16 protein-coding genes and 4 pseudogenes are annotated in these 16,492 nt (G+C 39.9%); 10 read left to right on the forward strand and 10 right to left on the reverse strand.

Annotated features, from left to right (window positions below; all coding sequences use genetic code 11):
- Positions 1-98 precede the first annotated feature (98 nt).
- The 6 genes and pseudogenes from ACSLFW_RS08730 to ACSLFW_RS08755 all read left to right on the forward strand — a co-directional run bounded on the left by ACSLFW_RS08730 (position 99) and on the right by ACSLFW_RS08755 (position 4,028).
- The gene (locus ACSLFW_RS08730; RefSeq protein ID WP_436555432.1) at positions 99-251 is read left to right on the forward strand and encodes a hypothetical protein; all 153 of its coding nucleotides are present in this window, start codon (positions 99-101) and stop codon (positions 249-251) included.
- Positions 251-1,617 (forward strand): annotated as a pseudogene (locus tag ACSLFW_RS08735) (HTTM domain-containing protein). Before ACSLFW_RS08730 ends, ACSLFW_RS08735 begins: the two are co-directional and overlap by 1 nt.
- Positions 1,556-1,840 (forward strand): hypothetical protein, encoded by a 285-nt coding sequence (locus tag ACSLFW_RS08740; RefSeq protein ID WP_436555433.1) that lies wholly within the window; start codon positions 1,556-1,558, stop codon positions 1,838-1,840. The pseudogene ACSLFW_RS08735 and the gene ACSLFW_RS08740 overlap by 62 nt, the downstream one beginning before the upstream one ends.
- Positions 1,821-2,513, forward strand: a complete 693-nt coding sequence (locus ACSLFW_RS08745; RefSeq protein ID WP_436555434.1) for a TonB-dependent receptor plug domain-containing protein — start codon at positions 1,821-1,823, stop codon at positions 2,511-2,513. Before ACSLFW_RS08740 ends, ACSLFW_RS08745 begins: the two co-directional genes overlap by 20 nt.
- A gap of 26 nt (positions 2,514-2,539) precedes the next feature.
- Positions 2,540-3,184, forward strand: a complete 645-nt coding sequence (locus ACSLFW_RS08750; RefSeq protein ID WP_436555435.1) for a hypothetical protein — start codon at positions 2,540-2,542, stop codon at positions 3,182-3,184.
- Positions 3,177-4,028, forward strand: coding sequence for a TonB-dependent receptor domain-containing protein (locus tag ACSLFW_RS08755; RefSeq protein WP_436555436.1), 852 nt, complete (start codon positions 3,177-3,179; stop codon positions 4,026-4,028). Before ACSLFW_RS08750 ends, ACSLFW_RS08755 begins: the two co-directional genes overlap by 8 nt.
- A gap of 68 nt (positions 4,029-4,096) precedes the next feature.
- On the opposite strand, the gene ACSLFW_RS08760 is transcribed toward ACSLFW_RS08755, so the two are convergent.
- The 7 genes and pseudogenes from ACSLFW_RS08760 to ACSLFW_RS08790 form a co-directional block, all read right to left on the reverse strand.
- Positions 4,097-4,798, reverse strand: a complete 702-nt coding sequence (locus ACSLFW_RS08760) for a hypothetical protein (RefSeq protein ID WP_436555437.1) — start codon at positions 4,796-4,798, stop codon at positions 4,097-4,099.
- A 181-nt stretch (positions 4,799-4,979) separates the two neighbouring features.
- Positions 4,980-6,805: pseudogene (locus ACSLFW_RS08765) on the reverse strand (ABC transporter ATP-binding protein).
- Positions 6,805-8,531, reverse strand: a pseudogene (locus ACSLFW_RS08770) (phospho-sugar mutase). The pseudogenes ACSLFW_RS08765 and ACSLFW_RS08770 overlap by 1 nt, the downstream one beginning before the upstream one ends.
- A 58-nt stretch (positions 8,532-8,589) precedes the next feature.
- Positions 8,590-9,087, reverse strand: a complete 498-nt coding sequence (locus ACSLFW_RS08775; protein ID WP_436555438.1) for an ORF6N domain-containing protein — start codon at positions 9,085-9,087, stop codon at positions 8,590-8,592.
- 31 nt (positions 9,088-9,118) lie between these two features.
- On the reverse strand, positions 9,119-10,084 hold the full coding sequence (locus ACSLFW_RS08780) for a glycosyltransferase family 2 protein (RefSeq protein WP_436555439.1): 966 nt from the start codon (positions 10,082-10,084) through the stop codon (positions 9,119-9,121).
- A gap of 57 nt (positions 10,085-10,141) precedes the next feature.
- The gene (locus ACSLFW_RS08785) at positions 10,142-10,387 is read right to left on the reverse strand and encodes a DUF4199 domain-containing protein (protein WP_436557411.1); all 246 of its coding nucleotides are present in this window, start codon (positions 10,385-10,387) and stop codon (positions 10,142-10,144) included.
- Complete coding sequence (locus ACSLFW_RS08790; RefSeq protein WP_436555440.1) at positions 10,384-10,623, reverse strand: hypothetical protein; 240 nt, start codon at positions 10,621-10,623, stop codon at positions 10,384-10,386. Before ACSLFW_RS08790 ends, ACSLFW_RS08785 begins: the two co-directional genes overlap by 4 nt.
- A gap of 239 nt (positions 10,624-10,862) precedes the next feature.
- On the opposite strand from ACSLFW_RS08790, the gene ACSLFW_RS08795 reads away from it, so the two are divergent.
- The 3 genes and pseudogenes from ACSLFW_RS08795 (at position 10,863) to mtaB (ending at position 14,131) form a co-directional block, all read left to right on the forward strand.
- Positions 10,863-11,114, forward strand: a complete 252-nt coding sequence (locus ACSLFW_RS08795; protein WP_436555441.1) for a type B 50S ribosomal protein L31 — start codon at positions 10,863-10,865, stop codon at positions 11,112-11,114.
- Between the two features lie 174 nt (positions 11,115-11,288).
- Positions 11,289-12,466 (forward strand): annotated as a pseudogene (locus tag ACSLFW_RS08800) (GlmU family protein).
- Positions 12,467-12,805: 339 nt separating this feature from the next.
- Entirely contained in the window at positions 12,806-14,131 is a 1,326-nt protein-coding gene (gene mtaB / locus ACSLFW_RS08805) for a tRNA (N(6)-L-threonylcarbamoyladenosine(37)-C(2))-methylthiotransferase MtaB (protein WP_436555442.1), read from the forward strand.
- A gap of 112 nt (positions 14,132-14,243) precedes the next feature.
- Here mtaB and ACSLFW_RS08810 read toward each other — a convergent pair whose 3' ends face one another.
- From ACSLFW_RS08810 to ACSLFW_RS08820, 3 genes are all read right to left on the reverse strand, one after another.
- Entirely contained in the window at positions 14,244-14,582 is a 339-nt protein-coding gene (locus ACSLFW_RS08810) for a hypothetical protein (RefSeq protein ID WP_436555443.1), read from the reverse strand.
- A 104-nt stretch (positions 14,583-14,686) separates the two neighbouring features.
- Complete coding sequence (locus ACSLFW_RS08815) at positions 14,687-14,971, reverse strand: GNAT family N-acetyltransferase (RefSeq protein ID WP_436555444.1); 285 nt, start codon at positions 14,969-14,971, stop codon at positions 14,687-14,689.
- 12 nt (positions 14,972-14,983) lie between these two features.
- Positions 14,984-15,706, reverse strand: coding sequence for a pirin family protein (locus tag ACSLFW_RS08820; protein WP_436555445.1), 723 nt, complete (start codon positions 15,704-15,706; stop codon positions 14,984-14,986).
- Between the two features lie 114 nt (positions 15,707-15,820).
- Between ACSLFW_RS08820 and ACSLFW_RS08825 the strand changes: the two genes are divergently transcribed.
- The gene (locus ACSLFW_RS08825; protein WP_436555446.1) at positions 15,821-16,480 is read left to right on the forward strand and encodes an alpha/beta hydrolase; all 660 of its coding nucleotides are present in this window, start codon (positions 15,821-15,823) and stop codon (positions 16,478-16,480) included.
- Positions 16,481-16,492: the final 12 nt, after the last annotated feature.

The following is a 16,492-nucleotide window of genomic DNA, read 5'->3' on the forward strand; positions in this document are numbered from 1 at the left end:
AATCTTTTCTTGATTTCTTAAATGCAGACCGCGACGGACAAAAACTCAGCGATATCATCAACGCACAATTCCAGAATATTTATACCGCGAATGATGTTGTGAATAATAATTATGCACAGCAGATTTTTACAGATAATTCAAAAATGCTGGCGCTTCACCAGGCTTTGCAGCAGGAATTGATTTACACGAAATTAGATATGATGCAGGCGCTCAACATCACGATTGACTATGTCGACGGCGACGGTGATTGATTATGAGCCGCCTTAAAAATTATCTTCATAAAAATACAGAAGCTGCAACGCTGGCCTTTTTCAGGCTGGCGTTTGGCTTTATGATGCTGTTGAGTTTGCTGCGTTTTGCGGCTTACGGCTGGATTGATAAATTTTACATCAAACCGCAATTTCATTTTACGTATTACGGATTTTCTTGGGCGAAACCTTACGGAAATTTTACTTATTTTTTGTTTGCAGTATGCGTCGTTGCTTCAATTTTTGTTGCAATTGGATATAAATACAGAATCGCAATCGCAACTTTTTTCCTGACATTCACTTACATCGAATTTTTAGACAAGACGACTTACCTCAATCATTATTATTTCGTGACCATTGTCAGTTTCGTGATGATTTTCCTGCCCGCGAATGCTTATTTTTCTGTTGATGCATATAAGAATCCGAAACGTGCTTTCCAAAAAATCCCCAAATGGAATGTTGACATTTTAAAACTTTTGTTAGGAATTGTGTATTTCTACGCCGGACTAGCAAAGTTAAATTCTGATTGGCTTTTGCGTGCGCAGCCTCTGAAAATCTGGCTTTCTACGCATTATGATATGCCGGTTATCGGTTCATTAATGCACGAAAAATGGGTACAATTTGCTTTCAGCTGAACCGGAACGATTTACGATCTGAGCATCGTTTTTTTATTGCTGAACCGAAAAACACGCGGTTTTGCCTTCATTCTCGTCGTCATTTTTCACTTGCTGACCTGGATTTTATTCCCAATCGGCGTATTTCCATACATAATGATTATTTCAACATTGATTTTCTTCGATGCTGGATTTCATAAAAAATGCCTTGCTTTCATCGCCAAAATCTTCAATTTCAGTTTGGAAATCTTCGAAAATTCTAAAGAGAAATTCCAGCAATTCAACCCAATTTCCAAATTAAAATTGTCATTGCTGTCGATTTTCATAGCTTTGCAGCTTCTTTGCCGTTCCGTTATTTGCTGTATCCGGGCGAATTGTTCTGGACCGAGGAAGGTTTTCGGTTTTCATGGCGCGTCATGCTGATGGAGAAGGCCGGTTATACCCAATTCACCGTTACAGATGCTATTACAAAGCAAAAAATAGCAATAAATAACGAAGCATTCCTGACACGTTTTCAGGAAAAGCAAATGTCGTTTCAGCCCGATTTTATTCTGGAATATGCACATTATCTGCACGATTTTTATCAGCAGCAAGGCGTAAATGATCCCGAAGTGCGCGTGCAAAGTTACGTCGCCTTAAATGGAAGGCTGAGCAAAATATACATCGACCCAAATATAAATTTGGCCAAAGAACATGAAACATTCCAACACAAAACCTGGATTTTGCCTTTCGGCGATTCGATTCAGGGATTTTAGTTTTTTATTGATTTTACTGACTTCGCTTAGCGGATTCGCGCAATTTCGCATTTCCGGGAAAACAACAACGCCTTCGGGCGAAAAGCTTCCTTTCGTTGAAATTTATAATAAGACGAATTCCGTAAGGACGAATTCTGATGGGAACGGAAATTTTTCATTCGAAGTAAAATCCGAAGGAGCTTACGAATTGAGTTTTTATAAAGATGAATTTCAGGTCACTTGAAAAATCAGTTTCGACTTCAGATTCAAATATCGTCATCGAACTCGAAAAAATGACCAATCTTTCGGAAGTCGTCATCAACGCCCAACGCGACAAATTTTCGGCAGTCACCAAAATGAAAGACATCGATGAAACCGCGATTTACGCCGGCAAAAAATCCGAAGTTATTTCCTTAAATAAAATTACGGCCAATAAAGCGACAAATAACACACGTCAGGTCTTCGCTCAAATCGTCGGGTTGACCATCAACGAAAGCTCAGATGGAGGCTTGCAGCTTAGCATTGGTGGCCGCGGATTGAATCCAAACCGAACCTCCAATTTCAATACACGCCAGAACAGTTACGATATCAGCGCAGATGTTTTGGGTTATCCGGAAAGTTATTATGCAACGCCAACCGAAGCACTCGATCAAATCCAGATTATTCGCGGCGCGGCTTCGTTGCAATACGGGACGCAATTTGGCGGATTGGTGAATTTCAAGATCAAATCGCCTGCGAAGAAGCCGTTGGAAATCGTAACCCGAAACACATTAGGTTCTTACGGATTGTATACGAATTTTACGAGTTTAAGCGGCACTAAAGGAAAATTCAGCTATTATTCTTTCTTTAATTATAAGCAAGGGGCAGCTTCAGACCGAACTCTGATTTCAACAGCCGGAACTTTTTTGCAAACCTGAATTATCAGTTTACCGAAAAGACTTCATTGCATTTCGATTACACCTATTTCGATTATTTAGCGCAGCAGCCTGGCGGATTAACTGATGTCCAATTCAATGAAGATCCGTCGCAAAGCAATCGGAAACGCAATTATTTTGCTGTAAACTGGAATTTATTCGCGCTTCGTTTCAAACACAAATTTGCCAATGACGCCGATTTTTCCCTTCAACTATTCGGATTGGACGCCAGCAGGAAAACGGTCGGTTTTCGTTCCAATCGTGTTGATATTCCCGATTCAGAAGGCAATATACGCGATTTGATTATCGGTGATTTTGTAAACTGGGGTGCAGAAGCGAGATATTTACAAAGCTACAAACTCGGAAATAATAAAAGTACCTTTTTGATTGGCGGAAAATATTACCAATCCAGAAATACGGCATTGCAAGGCCCGGGAAGTGCAGGCAGCAATCGCGATTTTCATTTGGCAACTGCTGATTTTCCTACTTACGCTAACCAATCGGGTTATGCCTATCCGAATTTGAATTATTCCGTTTTCGGAGAAAATATTTTTAAAATAAGTCCGAAATTCTCGATTACACCAGGTCTTCCGATTCGAAAAAATAAAAACCCAAGCGGAAGGAACTTACCGGAAAATCAATGTAGACCAGGCCGGAAATGTGATCTTGGATGAAACGGTTCCGGAAAACGTGATTAAAGACCGTAATTTCTTTTTATTCGGTGTCGGCTTAAGCTACAAGCCAAAAGACCGCATTGAATTCTACGGAAATGTTTCGCAGAATTACCGTTCGGTGACTTTCAACGATATCCGGACATTTGTGCCAAATCAGGAAATCGACCCGAATATCACCGACGAAAAAGGATTTACGTCAGACATTGGCGTGCGCGGGCAATTGGGAACGGCGCTGACTTTTGATGCAAGCGTTTACGGACTTTTATACGACGATAAAATCGGAGATGTATCGGTTGTTACCAGCACCGGAACGCCCGGAAAAATCAGAAAAAACATTGGAACTGCATTGACTTATGGTTTTGAAACAATGTTCGATTGGAGTATCAGCAAATCGTTTTTCGAGCAAAATGAAAACTTTTCATGGCATTTGTTTTCAAATGTAGCGCTTACGAATTCTGAATATACAAAATCTGAAGACCCGAATATTGAAGGCAATGAAGTAGAATTCGTGCCGAAACTGAACCTTAAGACCGGTACCGGCGTAGGTTATAAAAATTTGATGATAAGCCTCCAGTTCACGTATTTGTCTTCCCAGTTTACGGATGCGAACAACAGACCGACCGATTCTGCAGACAACAGTTTTGGAATTTTTGGTGAAGTTCCGTCTTACTATGTCGCGGATATTTCAGCTTCTTACAAATGGAAAAACTGGAAACTCGAAGCCGGAATCAATAATTTTACGGATAACAGTTACTTTACCAGACGTGCGACGGGTTATCCCTGGCCGGGAATTATCCCGTCGGATATGCGGACGTTTTATACGACTTTGGAATTTACATTTTAAGATAACACAGATTGCACGAATTTTCAGAATTGATTTGTGGAAATTTGTGCAATTCGTGTTGAATTCTTTTAAATCAGGATATCACTTTCCAAATCTGATTTTTCAATGATAAAATCGAAACCTAATCGTTTCACGAGTTCAATCACAAGGTTTTTATACCAGTTTTCAGACTTCGGATGGATGTAAATCTTTTCAATCAATTGCGATAAATCGACATCGATTTTAAGGCCGTTGTCGATTTTCATACCGTAAGAAGTCATGTCGGAAATAATGCGGATTTCTCGTTCGTATTGAAAACTCTTTCGCTTAAACAAGAACGGAAAAAACGCATTATCAAACGGAATATATTCTTTTTTATAATCGATATAATTGACTTCGCCGATATGTTGTTCGTAATCTTTTTCAGTATGAAGTGCTTTCTGCAATCGCCCTAAAGTCGACTGAATCGCCAAACCTTCACTTTTCTGTGTAAAAATCTGCCACATTGCAAATGATTCATATTCATTGATGTGCCAGCTGCTGATGACGACATTCTGGCGGTGGAATTTGTAATAATCAAGAAAGTTCGGATTGTCAATCGAAAGTTTCCGGATTTCCTCAAAAGTAGGCTCGCTGAAAGTGCCCTCATATTGGTCTTCAAACTTATCAGACCGCGACATGAAGAGTTTTCGGTACAAAAGCAAATCGACGAATTTCGACAAATCAAGGTATTTCCAGACAATCGTTCCAGGATCTTCGGGAAGCTTGATATTGTCGTTGACGATGAACATTTTAGAATGCTTTTGGGAATTTCATTGAATATTGTCCTGCATAAAAACCAATCAGCAGCCAGATTACGATGAACCGCGTCAGGTATTCATAGGCTTTTTCTCCAAAAATGTAATCAGACAAAAAAAATCAGTCCGACTGAAATCACGAGGAACAATATTCCGATATATTCTCTTTTCATAATTATTCGAGGCTTTGCATCTCGACTAGTTTTTTATAAGTTCCGTTTTGCGCTAACAATTGTTCGTGCGTGCCTTGCTCGACGATTTTTCCTTTTTGCATCACTACAATAGTATCTGCTTTTTGGATGGTTGAAAGTCGGTGCGCGATTACAATTGACGTCCGGTTTTGCATCATATTTTCCAAAGCCACCTGAACGAATTTTTCGCTTTCAGTATCCAAAGCAGAAGTCGCTTCGTCTAAAATCATAATCGGCGGGTTTTTCAAAACTGCGCGCGCAATGCTGAGACGCTGTTTTGTCCGCCCGAAAGTTTGTTGCCGCTGTCACCGATATTCGTATAAATGCCGTTCGGAAGTTCATTCACGAATTCATAAGCATTGGCGATTTTCAAAGCCTCAATGATTTCATTGTCAGTCGCATCGAGTTTCCCCAAAGCGATATTGGCCTTTATGGTGTCGTTGAAAAGAATGCTGTCCTGCGTGACCAATCCCATCAATCCGCGTAATGAATGCAAATCCATGTCTTTGATGTTGGTGCCGTCAATGGTGATTTCGCCTTCATTCACATCGTAAAAACGCGTCAGCAAATTGGCAATCGTGCTTTTCCCGCTTCCGGATTGTCCAACAAGTGCTACGGTTTTTCCTTTTTCTATGCGAAGTGAAAAATCTTTCAGGACGTTTTCTTTTTCGTATTTGAAATTGATATTTTGGATGTCGATGCCGTTTTCGAATGTCGATTTTTGTACGGCATTTTCTTTACTGGTGATTTCATTCGGCTGTTGCAAAATCTCCAAAACCCTTTCTGCTGCTGCGTTTCCGCGTTTTACGCCATAAGTTGCTTTTGAAATCGCTTTTGCCGGTGTAAGTATATTATACGCCAATCCCATATAAGTAATGAAAGCGGAGCCTTTGAGCGTTCCTTCGACCAAGACCATTTGTCCGCCGTACCAAAGCAAAATCCCGATGATTAAGATTCCGAGAAATTCACTCACGGGCGAAGCCATATTTTGCCTGTTTCCAATCCTGTTTGACAAATTGAAAAACCGCGTCGTTGAATTTTGAAAAACATTGTTGAAATAACTTTCTGAATTATACCCTTTTACAACTTTTAATCCGCCCAAAGTTTCTTCAATCGTAGAAAGGAAAATGCCCTGTTCCTGTTGCGCTTTTGTCGAAGTTTTCTTCAGTTGCTTCCCAATCAGCGAAATGATATAACCTGAAACCGGAATAAAAACGAACACGAAAAGCGTCAGTTTCACACTGATAAAAAACATGGTTCCAATCGTAAAAACAATCGTCAGTGGCTCTTTTACGGCGATTTCCAAAATCGATAGCATTGAATTCTGGACTTCATTCACATCGCCTGAAATACGCGCAATCATATCGCCTTTTCGTTTTTCGGAAAAAAAGGCAATCGGCAGTTCAAGTGTTTTTTTGTAAAGTGCATTCCGCATGTCTCGTAAGACGCCGTTTTTAAGGAAAGTCACGAAAAACATGGCGAGATAATCGCAGAAATTTTTCAACAAAAAAATAAAAATAATTCCGAAAACCAACAACGATAAGGTTTGAACAATGCCATGCTCTTCTGTGAAAAGCGTAAGCTGATAGCTTAATGAATCCTGTAAATAAACTTTGATGTCGCCTATTCCGGTATAAACGGGTTTTGTGATTTTTGTTTCATTTTGCTTAAACAAAACATCAAGCATCGGCATCAGCGCCACAAATGAAAGCGTGCTGAAAAGCGCGTACAATACGTTGAAAAAAATGTTGAGGTAAGCGTATTTTTTGTACGGCTTAACAAATGGGACAATCTGTCTTAATGGACTCATTAATTGATTTTAAGGTCTGCTAAAATATTCTTGATTTTGGAATCGAGATACGCTTCGGCTTCGTCGAAATTTTCGACGGAATCGAGTTCGGCGTTCACGCTCACGTAAAATTTGATTTTTGGTTCTGTTCCGCTTGGTCGAGCAGCGATTTTCGAGCCGTCTTCGGTATAATAAATCAAAACGTCTGATTTCGGGATTTTCATCGTTTCGACTTCGCCAGTCAGTAGATTTTTAGCTGTTGAATTTTTGTAATCTTCGAGCATAATCACGCGTTGCCCATTGATTTCTGAAACCGGATTTTCGCGCATATCGACCATCATCTGGTTGATTTCTGCCAAACCTTCGATGCCTTTTTTAGTCATAGAAACCAGGAATTCTTTGTAAAATCCGTAATCGACATACAATTGCTGTAATTCTTTGTAAACTGAACTTCCTTTGGCTTTTGCCAATGCGGCAATCTCACAAACCAACAAAGTTGCGGCAACGGCATCTTTATCTCGAACGGCATCGCCGACCATGAATCCGAAACTTTCTTCGCCACCGCCGATGAATTTGAGTTCAGGGAAATCCTTGATCATTTTGGCAATCCATTTGAAACCGGTTAATCCGACTTTGCATTCGACGCCGTAAGCGGTCGCCAATTCCATGATCATCGGTGTTGAAACGATTGTCGAGCCGACAAATTGTTTTCCGTCGATTTTTCCGGCTTTGCGCCATTGCTCTAAAAGGAAATGCGTCATCAAGACCATGGTCTGGTTGCCATTCAGCAAAATCATTTTATTATCGTTGTCACGAACGGCAACGCCAAGTCGGTCGCAATCGGGATCAGTTCCGACTACGATATCTGCATTCAGTTTTTCAGCCAAAGCCAAAGCCATTGTAAGTGCTTCAGGTTCTTCGGGATTTGGGGATTTTACGGTCGGAAAATCGCCATTAGGCTCTGCCTGTTCCGGAACAATATGCACGTTTTTGTAGCCGGCTTTTTCTAAAGTTTGCGGCACGGCGCGAATCGAAGTGCCGTGTAATGAAGTGAAAACAATTTCAAGATTGTCTTTAGCTTCCTGAGGCGTATTGAAACTGGCGTTCTCTATGGAAGATTTCACAAATGCATCATCAATTTCCTTGTCGATATATTCGATTAAATCATCGTTGGCTTCAAATTTTATCTGTTCGTAAGAAAGGCTTTCAATTACTTTAATGATTTCACCATCCTGTGGCGGAACAAGCTGCCCGCCATCTTCCCAATATACTTTGTAACCGTTATATTCCGGCGGATTGTGTGAAGCGGTGAGTACGATTCCGGCCTGGCAACCGAGGTGTTTTAATGCGAAAGACAATTCCGGCGTCGGGCGCAAATCTGAAAAAGATAGACGTGAATGTCATTTGCAGAGAAAACATCGGCTACGACTTTCGCCAAAGTATGGCTGTTGTGGCGGCAATCATAAGCGATAACAACTTTTATTTTCTGGTCAGGAAAAGACTGGTGCAGGTAATCTGAGAGTCCCTGCGTATTTTTCCCTAAAGTATATTTGTTGATGCGGTTGGTGCCAACGCCCATGACGCCGCGCATGCCGCCGGTTCCGAATTCAAGGTTTTTATAAAAGCTTTCTTCGAGTTCTTTTGGCGAATTGGCCATCATTTTTCTGATGGTTTCCTGCGTCTGGTTGTCGAAAGTCGGCGTAAGCCAGATATTTACGCGGTCTTGCAATGTTTGTTTGGTATTCATATGCTTGTATTTTGGTAACTTTTGGGAGATTGATTTTTCCCGTTACATAAATATACTATTATTTTTTGTAACCGATTTTTTGTCTTTCGGTTTTATTGTGAGAATTATTTTCTTTATCAACAAGAAAGTTCAATGCTTTATAAATATCAGGAAACTGTTGCTCGATATTTTCTATACGTAATTTTAAATCTTCATATGTAAGCGAAAATTGTCTTATCAATACAAATGCCCTAATAATTGATATGTTAATCGCTATCGCAGTTTCGCTGTTCAAAACACTCGAAAGCATTGCTACACCTTGTTCTGTGAAAGCAAACGGAAAGGCGCCGCCTAAAGCTTGTTTTGAAGGTATCACAAATTGTGATACCATAGCGTCTATTTCTTCAGCAGTCAAGGCAAACATGAAATCAGAAGGAAATCTATTAATATTTCTTCGGACTGCCTGTTTTAAAATTCTCGTTTCAGTTTGATACAATACTGCTAAATCAAAGTCAAGCATTACTTTTTGGCCTCTGATTTCATAAATTTTGTCTTTGATAATTTCTGGTGTTGTCATGGCGTGTAAAAATATTTAGGTTGGATTATATTCAGGAATTGTCTAGATTAATTTCTTTCGAAATCTTATAACGCTCCTCATTATTCTTAGTCCGAAGGATAATTTCCCCTAGAAAACCAGCCAAAAACAACTGTGTTCCAATGATCATCGTAGTTAAAGCGATATAAAACAAAGGATTTTGCGTCACGAGAATCGTCTGTAAACCGGAATAAAGTTTAATCAGTTTCACAGTAATAATGACGCCTGTCGAAATAAATCCAATCACGAACATCACAGAACCCAACGCGCCAAAAAGGTGCATCGGCCTTTTTCCAAATCGTGACAAAAACCAAATCGTAATCAAATCGAGAAATCCGTTGATGAAACGTTCCATGCCGAATTTGGTTTCGCCGTATTTTCGTGCCTGGTGTTTTACGACTTTTTCACCGATTTTTGAAAACCCGGCATTTTTAGCGAGAACCGGAATATAGCGGTGCATTTCGCCCGAAACTTCAATGTTTTTTACGACGATATTTTTGTAGGCTTTGAGTCCGCAGTTGAAATCGTTGAGCTGAACGCCCGAAGTCCTTCTTGCCGCCCAATTGAATAATTTCGAAGGCAGATTTTTCGAAACGACAGAATCATATCGTTTCTTCTTCCAGCCTGAAACCAGATCGAAATTGTCTTCGGTAATCATTTTGTACAATTCTGGAATTTCGTCAGGATTGTCTTGTAAATCGGCATCCATCGTGATGATGACATCGCCTTCTGCTTTGGCAAAACCTGCATGAAGTGCCTGCGATTTTCCGAAATTTTTCAGGAAACGAATGCCTTTTATGTGTTGGTTTTCCAATGAAAGCTGTTCGATGATATTCCAGGAACGGTCGGTGCTACCGTCGTCAATAAAAATGATTTCGTAGGCATAATGGTTGGCTTGCATTACGGAGACGATCCATTGGTGCAACTCCGTTAAAGATTCTTCTTCGTTGAGAAGTGGTATTACGATGGATAAATTCATCCTAGAAACTTTGTGGTTGGTCTTTTTTTACGAAAGCGCCGATGATCAGTGAATAAATCAATCCGAAAAAGAAAAAGTAATCAATATTAAAGGAATTGAAAATAAAGGCGAAGAAAATTTGCGTGTTATCGACAATCCCATTTCTAATTGTTCCGCAGTCATGTTTGGATTTTGTTTGATCATGATTTCCTTACTTTGTTGCAGCATTTGTTCCGCATATTCAGGAAATATAAAATTGAAAACAACATTAAATACAGCAAAAATCAAAGCCGCAAAAAAGACTGTCCCAACGCCAACTTTCAGGGATTTTCCGTAAGATAAAAAGCCGTTGTTTTCTTTTTGTAAGCATTACAAGCTAAAACGATAAAAATAATAGGTAAAACGAGATTGCTAAGGCCGGATGAAATTGTTCCGGCTATGCGATTTTCTGCCACATTTATATTCAACACATACATCACCACAAAACACAGGATAAGAAGAATGCCCAGAATTACGCCGAACTGAAGATAGGATTTTGAAGATTTTGCTGTTTGTTCCATAAAATTTCAGGTTTGTTTGAATTAATCTACAAATATAACAATTCCCGTTTTAACAAAGGCAAAATATCAATCGGTAAATCGATGAAAAAAAAGCCGCTAAAGATTTGATTATTGAAAAAAAGATGTAAATTTGCAGGCTCAAATAATAAAGTAAAAACAAAAAGTTATAAGTCGTTTATACCTTTTCGTATTGAAAAGCTTCAAAGCGGATTATAATCAACAAGAAAAATAAATTTACAATGAAAAAAGGTATCCACCCGGAAAATTACAGATTAGTAGCATTCAAAGACATGTCGAATGACGAAGTGTTCATCACTAAATCTACTGCTGATACAAGAGAAACAATCGTTCACGAAGGCGTTGAATATCCAGTTGTGAAAATGGAGATTTCAAGAACTTCTCACCCTTTTTACACAGGTAAATCTAAATTGATCGATACTGCAGGACGTATCGATAAATTCAAAACCAAATACGCTAAACACGTTAAATAATAGTTCAAGTGTTCAAATTATTAGAAGCCTTTCAGTGATGAGAGGCTTTTTTTATGCATAACACTTTGCCGCTAAGGCACGAAGTTTTTATTTGTTAATTATGTAATTGAACTAGCTCCGAAAACGAAATAAAACTTTGTAACTTTGGTACTTTGTAACTTTGAACCTTACCAAATGAACTATATACTTTTCGACGGCACCGTAAGAAATGCTTTATTACCTTTCACTTTCACGCGCCCGGTGGCCGATATCCGCATCGGAATCCTTACCATTCGCGAGAAATGGGAAAAATACCTTGGCTCAACGACGACGACTTTAACGGAAGAATATCTTTCTGAAAAATTCCCGATGGTTGAAATGGAAGAAAACGTTATGATCAACGCTTCTTTTTTGCCGAATGACGTTTTATCTGAAATGGTCAAAAGCCTCGAAGCCAACCAGGCATTTTTAAAGGCGAAGAAGTCATCGCATTTTACACGAATGACAGTCAGGAAGAAGTCGATTTTGATCAATATGAAATCATCGAATACAACGAAGATTGTCTTTTCATTGCCAACACCTGGGATATTTTTGCCAAGAATGACGCCGCTTTGCGCGAAGATTTCGAATTGATTACCGAAGACAGGATTTCGCAGCCGATTCCGAAAAGCGTGAATGTCATCGCCCCTGAAAATGTATTTTTGGAGGAAGGAGCAAAGCTTGAATTTGTGACTTTAAATGCGTCTACCGGCCGATTTACATTGGCAAAAATGCGGAAATTATGGAAGGTTCTGTGATTCGCGGACCGTTTTCATTAGGCGAAGAAGGTTTGGTGAAATTATCTGCAAAAATCTACGGCGCGACGACTGTTGGTTCGGCATTGCAGGATTGGTGGCGAAGTCAGCAATTCGGTGCTTTTTGGTTATTCGAATAAAGGGCATGACGGATTTTTAGGGAATTCTGTGCTTGGCGAATGGTGCAACATCGGTGCCGACAGTAACAATTCCAACCTCAAAAATAATTATGAGGAAGTGAAATTGTGGAGTTATGAAAAAGGTAATTTCGCCAAGACCGGATTGCAATTCTGCGGCCTGATGATGGGCGACCACAGTAAATGCGGCATCAACACGATGTTCAATACCGGAACGGTTGTCGGTGTAAGCGCGAATATTTTCGGCAGTGGATTCCCGAGAAATTTTGTGCCGAGTTTTTCATGGGGCGGCGCTTCAGGGTTTACGACTTACATGACCAAAAAAGCTTTTGAAACCGCGAGGATCGTGATGTCAAGGCGTCATATTGATTTTGATGAAAAAGAGGCCAGAATTCTTGAGCACGTATTTGAGGAAACGAGAAAATGGCGGCGCGAGGAATAATTAAATAATTTGAAAATTAGCGAATTAGCGAATGCATTGAACCGGAAACTATTAGGAAGTAAAAAACATTTTACTGAAATTTTTAGGTTATAGTCAGCACATTCAAATCTTTAATCACAATCCCCAATCCGTTCATTCGCTAATTTTCTCATTTTCAAATTATCTAATTATCTTATTCCAATTTTCTTTGTAAATTTGCACCCTCAATTTTAGCACTGAGCGTTAGGGATGGAGGCGGTATCCTTTTTATCTGAAATATAAGTTCCGGTGAGACCGGAAAGTTCCGATAAAAAGATTGAGCCGAGAGCCCGACCCGCAGGGGAACGCCCAAAATAATATATGGAAAAGAAAAAAGTTGCATTTTACACACTCGGTTGCAAACTGAATTTTTCGGAAACTTCTACGATTGCGCGCAGTTTTCAGGACGAGGGTTTTGAGCGCGTGGAATTTGAGGAAGTGGCTGATATGTATGTCATTAACACGTGTTCGGTGACTGAAAATGCAGACAAGCAGTTCAAGCAAATTGTTAAAAAGGCGATGAAACTCAACGATAAGGCGTTTGTTGCTGCGGTGGGTTGTTATGCGCAATTGAAACCCGAAGAACTCGCGGCTGTTGACGGCGTTGACCTGGTTTTGGGTGCTACAGAAAAATTTAAAATCACAGATTATATCAACGATTTGTCGAAAAATGACATGGGCGAAGTGCATTCTTGCGAGATTGTCGAAGCTGATTTTTATGTCGGAAGTTACTCGATTGGCGACCGCACGCGTGCGTTTCTGAAAGTACAGGATGGTTGTGATTATAAATGTACTTATTGTACGATTCCGCTAGCACGTGGGATTTCACGAAGCGATGCTTTGGAAAATGTGCTTCAAAATGCAAAGGAAATTTCGCAGCAAAATATCAAGGAAATTGTACTGACCGGTGTCAATATCGGCGATTACGGAAAAGGCGAATTAGGCAATAAAAAACACGAACATACATTCTTAGAATTGGTTCAGGAACTGGACAAAGTTGAAGGCATCGAAAGGCTTCGGATTTCTTCAATCGAACCTAATTTACTCAAAAACGAGACGATTGATTTTGTTTCAAAAAGCCGCACTTTTGTTCCGCATTTCCACATTCCGCTGCAATCGGGCAGCAATGAGATCCTGAAGAAAATGAAGCGCCGTTATATGCGTGAATTGTATTCGGAGCGCGTGGCGAAAATCCGCGAAGTGATGCCGCATGCTTGCATTGGCGTTGATGTGATCGTTGGGTTTCCTGGCGAGACAGATGAATTATTTCTGGAAACTTATAATTTCCTGAACGAATTGGATATTTCTTATTTGCACGTTTTTACTTATTCCGAACGCGATAATACAGAAGCTGCAGCGATGGATGGCGTAGTTCCGGCGAATGTTCGTGCAAAGCGCAGTAAGATGTTACGCGGTTTGTCGGTGAAGAAACGCCGCGCTTTTTATGAAAGTCAATTGGGCACAAACCGCACTGTCTTGTTCGAAGGCGAAAATAAAGAAGGTTACATTCACGGATTTACTGAGAATTATGTGAAAGTAAAAACGCCCTGGAATCCTGAACTCGTGAATACTTTGCACGATATTACATTGACGAAAATTGACGACGACGGCTCTGTTCGACTTGAATTTACTGATATTTTGGTTTAGAAGAAAGACCGCTTCGCTGAACGAATCAATACTGCTTCGCTGAAAGATATGAATATCAACAGATAATGTTTGAGTCTTTCTTCTTGCAGCGCAGCGGTCTTTGCTCTTTCATCTAATATTTATAATGGAATTTAATCTTCGTAATCCGGAAAACATTAAATCCGTATTGCTCGACAAATTCATAAGTATTTCTTCCTGGCTGCTTAAAATCGATGATGATTTTGGCTGAAATTTCATAGTACATCTTTTCGCCTTCGATCATAAAACGGTCGCCTTTTTTGCGGTAAGCGGAACGGATTAAGGTGAATTCCGATAAATTCCAAGTCGTCATCGTTGCATCGAAATCTTCTGTACGCGAATACAAACCTTCGGTAATTTCGGTTTTACTGCCGTAATATTTATCAATTTCTTGGAAAAAGGCGATGATTTTAGAATTGGTTTCGTCAGTCATTGGATAAAGATAGGAATGTTTGAGATTGGATGCTACCCAGCAATTGCAAAATGGCATTTAAAACAAAAAGCCGCTTCTTTCAAAACGGCCTTTTTACAAAATAATTATATCTTAATGCCCGGCGGCAGTAAATCCTTGTAAGTTGGATTTTTCCGAAAGAAAGCCGCGATTTTCGGTAAAATCGGAACGACTTTCAATTTACGTTCATAAGCATTCGCCATAATCGTGCGCAGTAATTCGTTGATAAATTCCTCGTCAGAAAAGCCTTCAGGAGTGTTGATGCGCGTCAGGAAAATCTTCTTTTCCTGGAACGAATATTCTACGGTAATCAGTTTTCCGTCAACTGTAGTTTCAAATTGTCTTGAAAAAGCATTGTCTTTGATTTCCATTTTTTCTTCTTGTTAGTTTTGTTGCATCGGAATTTCGATCAATAATATTTTCGATTGTTGCCGGATTTTTAATTCGATGGTTTCGGTTTCAGTAATTCCGATGGCATCTCTTGGCAATAAAGTAGTTCCGCTAACAGCAGTTTCGCCTTCAATAAGGAAAATATAAACGCCATTTCCGGCTATATTGATTTTGTATTCGATGGTTTTTCCAGCTTCGAAAACACCTAAATTGAAAAACGTCTGTTGGTAAACCCAAAGCGCATTGCCGTCGTTCTTGTCGTAAGGCGACACAACATTCACAAATGAATTCAGGCTATTCTTTAAATCGAATGATTTCTGGTCGTAACGCGGCGCGACATTTTGCTTTTCAGGAAAAACCCATAGTTGAAGTGTTTTCGCAGGTTCGGTGCCACTCGGATTCATTTCAGAATGTAAAATTCCGGTTCCGGCACTCATCACCTGTACTTCGCCAAACCTTACAACGGCTTCATTGCCCATGCTGTCGCGGTGTTTCAGTCCGCCTTCGAGCGGAATAGTGATGATTTCCATATTATCGTGCGGATGTGTGCCAAAGCCCATTCCGGCTGCAATTGTATCGTCATTCAAAACGCGCAACATCCCGAATTGTACTTTATCGGGATTGAAATAATTCCCGAACGAAAAAGAAAAATTTGCCTTGAGCCAGCCAAAATCTGCTTTACCGCGCTCGGATGATTTGTAAAGTTGCTGCCTCATAATTTATTTATAATTTAAAGGTTGAAAGGCTGTTTCTTCCCTCAAAAAAATTAATTTTATACAAATTTCGTAATAAAATGCCTGCATTGCTGTTACGATATAGTTAAAACAATTATGAGCCAGAAGATACCGGTTTATTTTATGCCCGGATTGGCGGCGAGCCCGTTGATTTTTGAGCGGATTGCATTGCCGGAAGACCAGTTTGAGATGATTCTGTTAGAATGGGAAATCCCTTTGGATAATGAGACTTTGCCAGATTATGCCAAACGGATTACGGAGAAAATCCATCATGAAAACCCGATTTTGGTTGGCGTCTCTTTTGGTGGAATCCTCGTTCAGGAAATGTCGAAATTTGTCGATGCAGGAAAAGTCATTATCATTTCAAGTGTGAGAAGCAACCAACAGTTCCCCAAACGCATGAAATTCGCCAAATCAACAAAGGCATACAAATTGCTGCCAATGGATTTGGTACTGAATATTGAAAAGTTGGCGAAGTTTTCATTCGGCAGTAAAATCAACCAAAGGATTGCGCTCTACGAGAAGTTTTTGGCCGTTCGCGACAGGCGTTACCTGGATTGGGCAATCGAACAAGTGATTATGTGGGAACGTACAGAAGCCGATGAAAAAGTCATCCACATTCACGGCGATGCAGATGAGGTTTTTCCGATAAAATATACTGACAATTGTATCGTTGTTAAAGGAGGAACGCATATTATGATCCTCAATAAATTCAGGTGGCTGAATGAAAATCTACCGAAAATTATTACACAATAAAATATAAAAATC

It is taken from the genome of Flavobacterium sp. 3HN19-14, from assembly GCF_051373205.1.
Taxonomy (GTDB): domain Bacteria; phylum Bacteroidota; class Bacteroidia; order Flavobacteriales; family Flavobacteriaceae; genus Flavobacterium.

Coding starts and splice junctions, on each gene's coding strand:
- ACSLFW_RS08780 (WP_436555439.1), bottom strand. CDS start 10,084: ATGAATTTATCCATCGTAATACCACTTCTCAACGAAGAAGAATCTTTA.
- ACSLFW_RS08815 (WP_436555444.1), bottom strand. CDS start 14,971: ATGGAAATCAAAGACAATGCTTTTTCAAGACAATTTGAAACTACAGTT.
- ACSLFW_RS08820 (WP_436555445.1), bottom strand. CDS start 15,706: ATGAGGCAGCAACTTTACAAATCATCCGAGCGCGGTAAAGCAGATTTT.
- mtaB (WP_436555442.1), top strand. CDS start 12,806: ATGGAAAAGAAAAAAGTTGCATTTTACACACTCGGTTGCAAACTGAAT.
- ACSLFW_RS08795 (WP_436555441.1), top strand. CDS start 10,863: ATGAAAAAAGGTATCCACCCGGAAAATTACAGATTAGTAGCATTCAAA.
- ACSLFW_RS08745 (WP_436555434.1), top strand. CDS start 1,821: ATGAATTTCAGGTCACTTGAAAAATCAGTTTCGACTTCAGATTCAAAT.
- ACSLFW_RS08775 (WP_436555438.1), bottom strand. CDS start 9,087: ATGACAACACCAGAAATTATCAAAGACAAAATTTATGAAATCAGAGGC.
- ACSLFW_RS08760 (WP_436555437.1), bottom strand. CDS start 4,798: ATGTTCATCGTCAACGACAATATCAAGCTTCCCGAAGATCCTGGAACG.
- ACSLFW_RS08825 (WP_436555446.1), top strand. CDS start 15,821: ATGAGCCAGAAGATACCGGTTTATTTTATGCCCGGATTGGCGGCGAGC.
- ACSLFW_RS08810 (WP_436555443.1), bottom strand. CDS start 14,582: ATGACTGACGAAACCAATTCTAAAATCATCGCCTTTTTCCAAGAAATT.
- ACSLFW_RS08740 (WP_436555433.1), top strand. CDS start 1,556: ATGAAACATTCCAACACAAAACCTGGATTTTGCCTTTCGGCGATTCGA.
- ACSLFW_RS08790 (WP_436555440.1), bottom strand. CDS start 10,623: ATGGAACAAACAGCAAAATCTTCAAAATCCTATCTTCAGTTCGGCGTA.